Source organism: Candidatus Nitrosotalea okcheonensis, assembly GCF_900177045.1.
GTDB classification, from domain to species: domain Archaea; phylum Thermoproteota; class Nitrososphaeria; order Nitrososphaerales; family Nitrosopumilaceae; genus Nitrosotalea; species Nitrosotalea okcheonensis.
Genome location: NZ_LT841358.1, coordinates 1959169 through 1972585, shown reverse-complemented (window position 1 = coordinate 1972585; position 13417 = coordinate 1959169). Strand labels below are relative to the sequence as shown.

Annotated in this window: 13 protein-coding genes; 5 read left to right on the top strand and 8 right to left on the bottom strand. The window is 37.3% G+C overall.

Annotated elements, in window-relative coordinates; translation table 11 throughout:
• Positions 1-108 precede the first annotated feature (108 nt).
• From BQ3481_RS11525 to BQ3481_RS11515, 3 genes are all read left to right on the top strand, one after another.
• Positions 109-1416, top strand: coding sequence for a site-specific integrase (locus tag BQ3481_RS11525; protein WP_157928399.1), 1308 nt, complete (start codon positions 109-111; stop codon positions 1414-1416).
• A gap of 129 nt (positions 1417-1545) precedes the next feature.
• Entirely contained in the window at positions 1546-2289 is a 744-nt protein-coding gene (locus tag BQ3481_RS11520; protein WP_157928398.1) for a hypothetical protein, read from the top strand.
• Positions 2290-2348: 59 nt separating this feature from the next.
• Complete coding sequence (locus BQ3481_RS11515) at positions 2349-2828, top strand: CDC48 family AAA ATPase (RefSeq protein ID WP_157928397.1); 480 nt, start codon at positions 2349-2351, stop codon at positions 2826-2828.
• Positions 2829-2867: 39 nt separating this feature from the next.
• Here BQ3481_RS11515 and BQ3481_RS11510 read toward each other — a convergent pair whose 3' ends face one another.
• The 6 genes from BQ3481_RS11510 to BQ3481_RS11485 form a co-directional block, all read right to left on the bottom strand.
• Positions 2868-3086, bottom strand: coding sequence for a hypothetical protein (locus tag BQ3481_RS11510; protein WP_157928396.1), 219 nt, complete (start codon positions 3084-3086; stop codon positions 2868-2870).
• Positions 3087-3399: 313 nt separating this feature from the next.
• Complete coding sequence (locus BQ3481_RS11505; protein WP_157928395.1) at positions 3400-5847, bottom strand: type IV secretory system conjugative DNA transfer family protein; 2448 nt, start codon at positions 5845-5847, stop codon at positions 3400-3402.
• 138 nt (positions 5848-5985) lie between these two features.
• Positions 5986-6777, bottom strand: coding sequence for a hypothetical protein (locus BQ3481_RS11500; protein ID WP_157928394.1), 792 nt, complete (start codon positions 6775-6777; stop codon positions 5986-5988).
• Positions 6778-6779: 2 nt separating this feature from the next.
• Positions 6780-7211 carry a hypothetical protein gene (locus tag BQ3481_RS11495; protein ID WP_157928393.1) on the bottom strand — a complete coding sequence of 144 codons (432 nt, stop codon included), beginning with the start codon at positions 7209-7211 and terminating at the stop codon, positions 6780-6782.
• A gap of 3 nt (positions 7212-7214) precedes the next feature.
• Entirely contained in the window at positions 7215-7700 is a 486-nt protein-coding gene (locus BQ3481_RS11490) for a hypothetical protein (protein ID WP_157928392.1), read from the bottom strand.
• A 161-nt stretch (positions 7701-7861) separates the two neighbouring features.
• Positions 7862-8074, bottom strand: a complete 213-nt coding sequence (locus tag BQ3481_RS11485) for an AbrB/MazE/SpoVT family DNA-binding domain-containing protein (protein WP_157928391.1) — start codon at positions 8072-8074, stop codon at positions 7862-7864.
• A gap of 4 nt (positions 8075-8078) precedes the next feature.
• Between BQ3481_RS11485 and BQ3481_RS11480 the strand changes: the two genes are divergently transcribed.
• Positions 8079-8519 (top strand): hypothetical protein, encoded by a 441-nt coding sequence (locus BQ3481_RS11480; protein ID WP_157928390.1) that lies wholly within the window; start codon positions 8079-8081, stop codon positions 8517-8519.
• Between the two features lie 121 nt (positions 8520-8640).
• Here the strand turns inward: BQ3481_RS11480 and BQ3481_RS11475 are convergent, their stop codons facing one another.
• Together BQ3481_RS11475 and BQ3481_RS11470 are read right to left on the bottom strand one after the other, a co-directional pair.
• On the bottom strand, positions 8641-9099 hold the full coding sequence (locus BQ3481_RS11475) for a hypothetical protein (protein ID WP_157928389.1): 459 nt from the start codon (positions 9097-9099) through the stop codon (positions 8641-8643).
• A gap of 33 nt (positions 9100-9132) precedes the next feature.
• Positions 9133-12672 (bottom strand): hypothetical protein, encoded by a 3540-nt coding sequence (locus tag BQ3481_RS11470; protein WP_157928388.1) that lies wholly within the window; start codon positions 12670-12672, stop codon positions 9133-9135.
• Between the two features lie 221 nt (positions 12673-12893).
• Here BQ3481_RS11470 and BQ3481_RS11465 point away from each other — a divergent pair, with 221 nt between their 5' ends.
• Positions 12894-13355, top strand: a complete 462-nt coding sequence (locus tag BQ3481_RS11465) for a hypothetical protein (RefSeq protein ID WP_157928387.1) — start codon at positions 12894-12896, stop codon at positions 13353-13355.
• The last annotated feature ends 62 nt before the right edge of the window (positions 13356-13417 follow it).

Genomic DNA, 13417 nt, shown 5'->3' with positions numbered 1-13417 from the left:
GGGATTGCCAATTCTGCGACCCGGGTCCAAATCCCGGCAACCGCATTTCAAATCGGGTCCAAGATTGGCCTTTTTTACTCAATTTTCTTTTAAAATGGAGTCAAAAAAATGAAGCTATCGCTCAAAAACTCACCCTACAAGGATCTTCTAAAAAATAACCAGTTCAAACTTTGGGTAGAGAATCTTGAAAGAGGAAGTGTGATAACAGCTGCAGAATACTTTAGACGAATAGGACACGTATGCAAGACATTTGATACAACCACACAAAAGCTTGCAAGATTAAATGACAAAGCTGCCGGCAACTTTCTGCTCCAGGTCATATCACATTTTGAAAACAAGAAAAGTGCAGGCACCAACATCAAGGGATATGTCAGAGCATTGAAGAGCTGGTGGGGTTTCAACGATATAGAAGTAAGAAAGAAAATCAGGATAAGCGGCTCCAATGATTATTCGAAATACGAGAACGAGCGAGTCCCAACTCCAGCAGAACTCCAAAAAGTTCTCGATGTTGCAAACATTAGGGCAAAAATAGCGCTAACTCTTGTCGGATTTTGTGGATTCAGGATTGAGGTTTTAGGCGATTATCTTGGACAAGATGGCCTCAAGGTAGCAGACTTGCCAGAACTTACCATAGAAAACGGTACAGTCGAATTCAAGAAAATTCCCACAATTGTAACAGTAAGAAAATGCTTGTCCAAAGCAGGACATCAATTTACATCATTTCTTCCCAAACAAGCATGTGAATATCTCAAGCAATATTTGGAATTAAGAATCAGAAATGGCGAGATGATAACTCTAGCATCTCCAATCATAACTGCTCTTGCTTACAACCCATGGAAGGTAGGTCATCACATAGGATCAAACAATGTGGGGGATTTGATGAGAAAAGCGATGAGAGCAGCAGGCTTTCAGTGGAGACCGTATATCCTTAGAAGATATTTTGACACTAGGTTAATGGTTGCTGAAAGCGAGGGACTTGTAATAAGGGATTGGCGCGTTTTTTGGATGGGCCACACGGGAGACATTGAACATGTCTATACTGTAAACAAAGGGCTCCCTGAAGATATCATTGAAAAGATGCGCCAGGCATATGCAAGAGGATCCAATCATTTGGTTACGACAGGAAAAGAGGAAACAAGTCAGGACAAGATACTTGAAACTTTCAACCTCCAGTTTCTGACCATTGCAGGTCATACAAAGGACGAGATTGACAAGTTAGGAAACCTCTCAAAACTTGGTGTAGAACAGATGCAACAACTAATCAAAAAGAAATCCATGGAGACGCTTGGATTGAACGGGAATAGTCAGAAGGTAGTCAGCATAGCAGAATGCAAGAATTGGATAATGAAAGGATGGGAGTTTGTATCTACATTGCCTGATAATGAAGTCATAATTAGGTTGCCTGTTTTGAACTAGATAATTCGGATTAGATGTCAATCTTACTAACCTGTTCCTTTTTCTAAAATCTATTTCTTTACTGCTTTTCTGAGTCTATCCTTCAAGTCATTTACACATTCCAAGTGGATAAACCACAAACAAAAAGTCATGGAACAACTCAAAAATGACTGGCACTATAGAACATTTGAAGAATTGAACATCAATAAATGGGCAGAAGAATTAACTAGGAAAGTCTACGACGAATGGAAGTCTAAATACAATGACTTGGATTCAGGTTTCAAAGTATTTTATACTCCAGTTCGTCAAAATCCCGAGATTGTCATAGTGTCTTATAATCCAGGAGGAGATGAGGAAGATTTCATTAAAGAAAATAGAATGGAATTTGATAAAAGAAATTTCTCATTAGAAAAGGACAACTTTTATCAAAGAACGCCAGAACACCATTTTTCTGAAAAAGTAATTCAGTTTTTTAAAGGTAATGAGACTCTACTCAAAAATAGTGTAGCCTTTCCTCTAATATTTTTTCGAAGTAAAAAAGCCAATAAGATCGGTAGTCAGTATGCCCTTAACAAAAGAAAGGAAATGAAAAAATTTTGTTACGATAAAGTATCTGAAATTTTACGAATAATACGACCACAAATTCTGTTAGTATATGGACTCCATACATATGATACATTAAAGAAAGAGGGAATAATTAATGCCAAAGAAATTGAAATAAAAAGATCTGGAAGGCGGAGGATTGCATGTGTTGCAGATTGGAATGGAGTACTAGTATTTTCTATGCTACACCCGACAGGAGCAAGAATATCCAATAAAGAATTTGATGAATCCAAAAAGTGGTTTTTTGATGAAGTGAATAACCATTTTAGTAGTAAACAAAAATATTCTTAGCATTATGTAAAAATTAACATCTTCTTAGAAGTAATATAAAATATAAAATTCCTACTCTGATGCAGATTTCCTTACCTGTTCAAAAAGCATATTCTACGGATATTGGGCGAGGTTTTGCTAGACTAAGTTTTGAGGCCATGGATGAATTACATGTCACTACAGGTGACATGATCGAGATAGGTGGAAAGAAAAAGACCGTAGCAAAATGTCTTCCGCTACGAGTTTCTGACGCAAATTTGAATATTTTGAGAGTTGATTCCACATCTAGAAAGAATATGGATGTGGGAATTGGTGACTCTGTAACTATACAGTCGATTAATCTTGTTAACGCCAATACAGTTGTAGTATCACCCGTGAAACAGATTCCATCTGGGACTGAACAATATCTAAAAGATTGCCTAGAGGAACAGCCTATCATGAAGGGAAATGTGATAATTTTGCCTTTTTTTAATGAGAAATTAGTCTACAAAATAATATCGGTAAAACCAATTGATCTAGGCGTTGTTACAAAAGATACTTGTTTTGAAATCATCATGTAAATGGATAACTGTGAGTATACAATGAGATCCTGGCAAAAATCACTTGTGCTCTAATTCTTGATAAAGCAGTTTAAGAAAAATTTCCAGTTTTGCAATTCCTTCTTTACCTAATAACTTGTCAGATTCTGAGAGTATCAGTATCCTCAGTACGCTGTTGGCTGGCAGCAACTTCCTGGCCAAATCCTTCAGATCTACAAGACTCAGTCTCCCTTCAATCTTCTCCGATAGATCTTTTGGTACTGCGATCATTTCGCTCATGACATATGATTTCCATTTTCATTTTAAACAGTTGTACAAGAATGGCATCAAACATGATTACCAAACAGGTAGGATCAGACTGAGGATCACAACAACAATTATTGATTACAACATAGCTGAATTTCAATCATATCGATTAAATCAAAAACCATTTCTAGTGATTGCGTGCCCACCTGTAAAGAATGCAATATTGTTTTTTACTCACAAGAAGGGTTTCAAGTACACGCTGAGAAAGTCCACAGTAAACCCAATTCATTGGATTCATTTGCTCAACAACAGAAAGACAAAGTCGTACTCTAGTTGTCTATAGATGTCATCGTGGCTTTTTTCTTGTCATTACCTTGCCGTTTTTGATATGAACATAATTTCCCCGATTTTCAAGTATAGTCTTTGCAAGAGGTCCATTTTCTGGATCTAATACCATATCCTTTAATCCTCGATCGCTGAGTTTTGAAAAATCAAACCCTGCAGGCTTCTTGTCTTTTATATCAGATAATACAGCCGTATCACTTTTCTGCTCTGCTTCCAAATTATGTGAATCTGAACTTCCAAGTTTCTTGCCCTCCTCTGTTGGGATGAAATATTCCTCTCTTTTGGTCTGGGTGATGTTTTTTCTTCCTTCCAAGGCAAATTTTGTATTTCTAGTCTCAATATAGCCACGTTCTGCTACACCTTTTTGTTCAAGTTTCCACAAAATCCCCATGACGTCATATGCAGAAAGTTCTGCCTTGTAGGCAACAGACTGCGCAGTACCACCACCCTTTAGTATGTTGTACACCTCAAGTTCCTCCCTAGTTAGATGAGTTACAGAATTGTTCTGTATGTTACCAAGTCGCTCTACTGCATCAGGTGGGATTAGTATAATATTGTAAAACTGCTTGGCAATGTTATTTTTGTTCATTGCATCTACAACATACTGTTTGTGTTTGTCTGAAAAAACTATAAACCATACATCGTACCCAAGTTCAAAGTTTTTCCTGAAATTCTCAACAACCTGAGATTCATGTTTTGTAGGATCAGTCTCTACTTCAACTGCAATTATTTTTTCAGACCAATACAGAGGATCATATGTTATATCTTTTGAATCCTCGCGTCTTTGTGGCTCAAATATCAACAAGTCTGGTCTTTGTTCTCCCTTGTCACCAAGATCTGGAATACAAAACTTGAATGTCTTTTGCTGCATGTTCATTATGAGAAATATTGTAGTCTGGTGTAGTGGAGACCCTGCACGTCTTCCCATCATGGCTTGCGAGAAAAAACTATTGTATGCAAGGCCTGACAAAACATAACGAGTGACAAGTTTGTCATCACCATCGTTAAATGTTGTATTTTTACGCTCTACTAGATGTAATTGATTAACTAGGATATCGTCAAGTTTTGAAAAAACATCTCGCTTGTTTACTGGAAACATTTTGTAAACAAATTCGTAGATCTCGTCTTTTGTCATATCTCTATTTTCATTATACAGCAAGAGCAGGATTGTTGCCTCAAGTGGTGTCACTTGTGGGGAATAATGTTGTGACTTTGTTGGCATGACATATCTTTCAAACGATGTTGGTTCACCATACTTTTCCACACTATATCTTGCCAATTCCTTCCAGTCTTTTTTCCTGTCAACTATTGGAACTGCTATTAGCAATCCAGTATGTGGCGGATTCCCTTGAGAATAAAAGGCAAATCTTCCCTGCGTCATTGATGTGAGTTGTTCGACTGATACCGGCATTACGGTCTTGAACATGTTTGCAGTCTCCATATCCACTTTGAAGCAAACTAGCGTGCGAACTAGGGCAGATATCTCCTTTGCAAATTCCCTTGGGAATGTATTGATGGTCTGGGTTGCAATTGTCACCTTCATGTTTGCCTTTCTCATGGTGTTTAGCAATTCCCTGAGCGCAAATGGGGCAAAAAGATGTGCCTCATCGATATACATGAAAAATGGTTTTGTGGAAAGATCAGGCCTTCCAAATCTCTTTCTTGCTTCGACATAGACCATGTTGATTAGAATGGTCCCAAGAAATGATATCACATCATCAGAGCCACCACTGGATAGATCTACTATTACCCACTTGTCTGATTCCATTATATCTCCAAAGTCAATTGTTGATTTTGCAGTATCAAGTATTGCTGCAACTTGTGGAGTTGACAAGATCTTGTCAAGTTTGTTGTATGCTGAACGTCCCGCATCCTTTTGATACTGCTGAGGAAACAAGACATTCCAGAAATGTCTGACATCTCGGTTTGCAACTTTATTCATAAAAATAGAACGCATTCTATCATCTGTTATTATTTTTACCAGGTCTCTAAGTGTCGAGTCTTCTATTTCTACAAGTGCGTTTGCACCATTTCTTAGCAAGGCCTCAAGTTGCGGGCCCCATGAATCGCGATATATGTTTCGTAATGCATTTACAAGATTCATGGCAACAACATATCTGTCGCCTCCACTCTTTACCTCAAGTGGATTTATTTTTACAATTTTTCCCCACAAGCGCACCGTATCCAGACTGATGTAGATTACGCGATCCTTTTTTGATTCCGGAATCATTCTTAGAACATCTTGTGCTAAAGTTCCATGCGGGTCAACAAGCATGAATCCCTCGTCTCTGTTTATGTTCTGATTTATCATTATAGTATCCACAATACTTTTTCCTGAACCCACCTCGCCAAAGATTCCCATGTGTATCTGTTCACTTCTCGGTATTCCTGCTGTCATGCCATTGTCATTAAACCCTAGAACGGTTATGTCAGACTTGCCGGAACTCACAATTTGTAGAAATATTTTATTTTAAAAGCCGGATGAGTTTGGTTAAATTTGTTTAATGCCCAAACGAAAAAGACTTTTTAAAGCATGTTTTTCGTGGCTTAAAATAGTAAGATCATTGAAGGTACAGGAGTTTCATTTCTATGGAACTATCGTCGAATTTCCAAGATCTATCGATGATGTCATTTTGTTGTTTGCATTAGGCGACACTTCAAGTTGAATAGTTACTGTATCCCCGTCCTTCCACTTTAGATTCTCTGGCAATTCTATTGATGCATAATTAGGATTTTTTAGAATCGCATTGAGTGGTAACAAAACAGATAAAGTGTTATTTTTAGCACAGAGATCTTTGTTGCAAATGTTGTAGCCTGTCAGGTATGCAGTAGAATTTGAATTTATCTTGAGATAGAAATTGTTGTGGGGACAGCCAGACGAAAGACAGCCTAAAAACGGATGATAAATAACAAGAGCCGTGATTCCAAACGGATTGTTATTTCTTGTATTTACAGATGGAATTACTGAAAATTCCTTTTCAGAAAATGTATTCCCAAGACTTGCCTTTATTATGTAATGTCCAGTATTGTTGAGAATTATCGGACGATTAGTATGTAGTGAGACGACATATTGCTCTCCAGCATGAAAAGTAAATTCTACTTGGTGTGGGTTACAATACATTCCTGAATATGCAGGAGACGACCCCCACCACACTACATTGCTTTGGTTTGTAGCATCAAGTATGTGTACTTCAGGTCCCATACAAAACTCACCATAACCATCGGCTGTCACAAAAAAATCTATTGGCGTGCCTGCTACATAAGTGCCATTTACTTTTTCAATTTTGATTTGAATGTGAGGAGTTTGTAAAATTATGATTGTTGCAATTATTCCCGCTATTGTTATTCCAATTATCATCAAAATATGTAGAGTTTTCATTTCTATGGATCCATCTTCTCAAGCATAGTACTATTTTTTGCATCTATTAGATACTGCCATTGTTCATACTCCATTCCTTTCAAGTGCTTTTTTATTATTACATCCCAGAACATCTGATCCTCTTCAAACACACGTGGTGGTAGAGGTGCCATTCTAGGAAACGGATCAGTTGTCAAGGTGGTCTCGTTTATTACAAGTGCCATATGGTTACTCAGTTTTGCCTGTAACAATTCTGCATCAACTGTTGTGTTTTCAAGATCTTGCTGTGTCCAGTTATCAGCACGTATAGCAATTACAATAGATTGTTGTTTTGAAATGACATGAGGTATTGTAAAATAATTGTATCCAATTAGTACAGCACCGATTATTCCAAATGAAAAAAGTGTGATAGTTACTACCTTAACTGAAAGTTTCTGAAAATGTAGAGTTTTCATGTTCTATGAACTCCTCACTATTTCTGACTTGCCAAGATCAACCCAGATTTTTGGAGTATGAGTGGAATCAAAAGTGGAAGCATTGTCGAATATGAACGAGCTTGGCACTTTTACTTGAATATTAACAGAATCTCCATCTTTCCAAGGTAAATTATCCGGTAATGGTAATTTTCGATAGTCTGGGTGTAGAACATCTAGTACTGATAATGAAATTGCCAATCCGTCTTGTTTTACACATGAATTTCCATCACAGATAGTGTAACCCAAAAGAAATGTATTTGATTTTGAATTGATTTTAAGATAATAATTAGGCTGCTGACAGTTTACTGTGGGACACCCCATATACGGCGGACTGTGAATCACTAGTGCATTGATTCCAAAATTATTTTCTTTTGTAACAGGAGTAGGATCATAGCTTGTGAAATACCATATCACAGATACTGAAACGATGCAAGCAATTACAATTATTGCTAGTTGTAGAGTTTTCATATTTTACACGTACTGGACAGACATGATTTAAAAAAGTGGTGTAGAATTATTCCAATTTTCAGCATGGGTTTGGTTCTTGTAAGATTCACTAAAGGAATTATCCATAGTATTTAACAAATAAAAATAAAATCTAGAGTACCGTCTAGACGTGAGATCATCTATTATACCTCGGTACTCTTTACAAGATAAATTCTACCATGCTCTTCCACAAATGCCAATGTGTCTCCTTCCTTGAATTTGTGTTTCTCTCTGACCTTTTTTGGTATGGTAACCTGAAACTTGTAGGTAATCATACTCATCCCGAGCATCTCACGCTTTGATTCCTTTGATATTACACTATCACCTTGATAGTAAGGAAAGAAAGGAATATTCATTAAGGTGCCCAAGGAATGTATGAATGTCTTGGAAAGTAAGGGACATTCCAGCCGTGATATGAATAGATACATCACAACAAAAAATGATACAGATGTACAAAAAACAATGGATTTGTTATCACTCTTATCAAAATTACATGCCCTGAAGATCTTTACTCTTGCAAAGGATGGCATAAAATCGCATATTGGCACACACTCTGAGATTGGACTAACAAAAAAGCAGTATTATTGCAGACTAAATCAACTCGTCAAGGCTGGTCTTTTGGTAAAATATGATGACATGTACAATCATACAACACTTGGTAAAATCATTTATCATGATTATCTTCTACGACTTGAAAAGGATATTTCAAATTCTAAACATATGGAAATGGTAGATGTGCTAAACCAGTCTTCCAAGTTCAGTAAAGACGAGATTAAAGAAATTTTTCCAAATATGAGATGAACCAGAATAATTGATTGTCACATCATACAAAATCACCGTATTTCGCAGTACCTACGTTTGATTAGTCAGATAGGATTTAGTTACTAGCTCGTAAAAATTTCAAATTCTGAATTTTGTAGTCTTAGATTCCCATGATTACAATTGAATAGTATTTACCGCCATATTCTATAACTGTACCATGAATATCAACAACAGACTGACCTGGACGAGAAATGTCATGAAATCCCATTATTGAAAGTGCTAGTTTTGCTTCTACAGGATCTACACTCACAGTATATGAATCAGGAGATGTCTGAGCTCTAACGGGAACCTGACAAGGCGTATTGCATTTAGATACAGCTGGGTTAAATATCTTGTCGGCTTCTTTTATCGCGTTTGAAAATGAAGGAATATTAGATAATTGTTGATCTGTTATAGATACAAATGTTGTTCCTTGTGCAACTGAAGGTATTTCTTTAATTGCCAAATGTACTGTTGTACTAGCAATAGCAGTATTTTCATATATCAAAGGTAGAGAAGTTAATGTAATTGCCGCTACTGCAATTAAAACGATTAAAGTTATTTTCTGGTTTCTAAGCAAAAAACTCAATCTCCTCACAACATATTTGTAAAGTCATCTAGTTGTCAGCTCCGAATAAATATTGTAGTTTGAGTTAGTGCTAATATCTCGGGAATCTGTCCACACAGTGTATGCTTGTTTAACATTGGATGTTGTTATTGAATGATAATCATCAAGATCTGAAGTTAAATCAAGATTGGAACTGCCAGCACTACTACTTTGCACATTAAGCCATTGGGATTGACTCATGCAGTTAATTAGAGATCCGTAACTACAGTAATAATCATAAGGTCTATAGAACTCGTTGTTCGAATCATCTCGTCTATCATAAGCTGTAACATGCACAACATTTCCGCTATTAGATACAGTAATAGCAGGTTCCCATTGATCTGCTGCACCAGTATCTAAGTTAATTTGTATAGGAGTACCAAATTGACAAGTACCACTAGCGCAGGAATTTGAATTAGTGTACATTATATCAGTTAGAGTTCCTGTGTGATACGTCATCCATGTAACATGAACTGCACCGCTTGAATCAGTGGCTATGCTGGGATAATGAAGTACTGTAAAAGGCGAATTGGCTCCATTAATTCCATTTATACATTCAAAATAACTACCACCTCTTTGACATTCAGGTGGAGGAACAGGATCGTATGTGCCAACAGTATATGGTCCATCCCATTTTGTAGGATCTCCACCAGATAGATTTCTTTTCAAAAATATTGTACCGCTGCTACCTATTCCACCATTTTCCCAAGTAACATATACTTGACCTCCTGGACCTATGGCAATTGAGCACCCCTGAACAGCACCAGAATCTAATTGTATTTTATTAGTATCTGAATCATATGGTATCGTAGAGGACGGATAATCGACATATCTTTTGAAGAATATTTTTGAAGTGCCGTTTGAATAAAAGTCTGTCCAGCAACCATAGACATTATTCTTGTATGATGAGCCGCTATTACTATCAGATGCAAGCCATGGCTTGTCAACAGAATCAGAGTGATGCCCCACTACCGTATAGGAATTAGGCCATGTGTTTCCACCGTCAGTAGATTGTTGCATAACAACATAAAGACCAGTACTGTTACTAGGATTGAATTCTATACAGGTGTAATAAAACTTCCCGGAATAATCTAATGCTATAGATGGATCACTAAATGCATCAGAAGGATTCACTTTTGTTAATACTCCCTTTGAGTTCCAACCTGTACCTCCATTTGTACTCTGAAATATATCACAATTATTACCGTTTAGATCATTATTTCCAACTACAAGTGAAGATGCATCAGCTTTGGAAGATATAGCAGATTCGCTTTGATCAGATGTATCAGTTGTCACTTGGTAATCATAACCAGGATTCTGCCAAGATATTATGGACTTGAAAACAGAATTGTATGATGGTAGGCTTGTTGAGGGAGCAATTGAACGAGCTCTGATTGTGCTTCCAGTATCCTGCCAATGATCAAAAACATAGTTACCATAATCATTAGGTGTCACGGTGTAACTTGAACCATACAGATACGTAAACCATCCAGGAGTAAATGCAGAACATTGGTTATCACCTCCACATGGTGATATTGGAACATAAAATCCGGTTAATGGATTATTATTCCAATCTGTTGCTGTTACCATAAAGCCTTGTGCTGGACTAGAATAATAAATTGCAGTAAATGTAGGATTTTGTGGTCCTGTCAGTGTCAGTGATCTTGTCCTAGATCCATCCCAAGCATCATAACTGTCATGCCAGTGATTAAAGTAGTTTGAACCATAATCATTAGGATTAACTGTATAAGTAGCTCCGCTGTCCAGTCCATAATCTGCCGGTGTCCATCCCTGTTTTACTACTTGACCATTCTCTGACAAAGGAGCATAGAGGCCGGTTATGACATTACCAGAGGTATCAGTAGAAGCGATATGTACAGAGGTAGTGCTAAAATCTACAGTATATGTCTGCAGACCGCCGTATACTGCAAATGATCTTTGCCTTACCTGATTGGTATGATCATCATCCCAGTAATTGAAATAATACGGATTATAGTCTGCTACTGTAACACTATAGGTCTGTCCATAATTCAACCCAAATGTAATAGGTGTAAACCCAGTTCTTATTGGATTACCGGCTGCATTGTATAATGTAGTGTAAAGACTCAAGGGATTACCATTCTGGTCTTGTGCGTTTATCTGAACAGCAGTTGTAGAATAAATTGGAACAAGTGTCTGTATAGTACCACCAGCAGTTACAGATTTTGGAACTACAGAGTCACCACTGTATCTCCAATAATCAAAATAATATCCCCCATAATCTTGAGGTGTTACATTATAACCTTGCCCAGAAGTAAGACCCTCAAACAATGCAGGAGTTGAACTTGAACCACCTGGTGAAAGTGCCACGCCCATTCCCTGATGTGGATTGAAGCTTGTATCTTGAGATGAAACATAGATTGTGTTAGGGTCTGTAAACAATGGAACATTTGAAAGGCTTGACCATGTAGCAGTACCAAAACTTGCTACATTTCCGGTCATTACAGAAGAAGTTTGATCAACACCTGCAGTACGATCATAATCATTTGAAGAACTCCAAGAATAGGCGTTTATAGCTTGATAATCAAATTTGTATGCATGCGATGCGGAAATACTGCTTGTTATGTCGCCAGACCAAAGAGATGATTGTATCGTATTTTGATTTTCAAACCAAATAGAGTTGTTATCCCTGTCATTAGTTTGATAAGTTGAGCACGAGATGTTTGTGTGGTGTGCGTAAGTGCTTCCATAAGTTATGTCAATGTCATATTTAGAAGTACCAGTGTTACATATGACCTCTGCAATTACGTTTTGTCCATTAACCCACGTATATCCAATATTATATGCAGCATCACCTGCTCCCGATATTGATTCATCAACGTATGCCAAAGCGGTAGTTCCTGCTGACAGGTTGCAGCCTCCACAGCCAGGAATTTCAGTCATTATCCAACCAGCTTGAGTAAAACCATTAGCAGTGTTGAAATTATCATTGAGTGTAAATCCCACTAACGCATTCATGTCTTTGAATATGTTTGAGGAATAGGATGGAGTTGGAAAGAATGCTTCATTTCCATACCATTGCCCGCTTGTTACATCCTGTTCAGTAGCTTCAGAGTCACCAATATGTGTAGACGGAGTCAATGATGCAGCGTTGTTGTGTGTAGTGACATGTCCTAGTCCATCTGAAGAGTCCGTCTTCTTTAATTCCGCATAACCAGTACATGGAGATTGCATATCTGGATACCATGCATGCAATGCTTTCTTTGTAATTAGATCAACTTGCACTCGGGCAGTCCAGCCGTTAGCGCACTTTAGTGGCGTATTTGCATCAGGAGGAGAATATAACAGAACTATTGCATGTTGCCACACCACGGGGTTTCCTGTTCCATTAAAATCCATGCCGGCATATTGCCATTTGTCAGACCATGCCTTAATTTCAGGCACATTCATCGCAGCAGAAATCATGGTTTGATTATCAGATATAGATGGTATTGGTGGTACAGGAGGTGGTGCGATATGCACTGGTATGCCTGTATCATTTGCACCAAGTGCACTAGCTTTCTGCATATTAATGTCCGGCATAAACATCAAAGAAATTACTGCCATGCAACACACAATCAAATACATTGTTTGCAACTAGTGACATAGTATTGTTTTACAATATAAGAGACGCGTAGAAAAATTCTGTTAGATTGTTCTAAAAACAATTTCAGAAAATTTTTACAGAATAATGTATCATCAAAAATATACCAAAGTATTATATAAAAAATATAACGATAGAATGTAAAATGAGACTTGTATTGTTTGTTATCAGTTTGTCTGCATTGATATTATTGCCAATCACTCTTTCTTATTCACATGCCTCTTCATCTGCTACAAGTACTTGCTCAACTCAGATCAGTCAACAAGAAAGTCAGATCGCAACTTTGGATTTAGAAAAGAAAACAGTTGGATTCATCTTTAATAATTCTACAGATATCAAATCACTACACCAAAAGTATCAAGTGAAGTGGCTGTCTACAAATTACAATTGGAATGCTAGCTCTTCTACATGTACAGCTGTGTTGAATGATATTGTTGCAACCTTTGAGTTGTCAAATTCAACATCTCCATTTGCAGGAGAAGTTCATGTCACAGTAGATCCGCAGGTTTCAAAGGTGATAAGTGTAAAAACAGATACACCGGCAACAGTTATTCCTCCGAATTGTACAGATCAAGCTTGTAGAGCTGCGCACGGCATATTTTATTAGAATCTATTTTCTATTCTCACAGAATTATTTTCCAAAAATACTCATTCCAGTAGTAATTACTC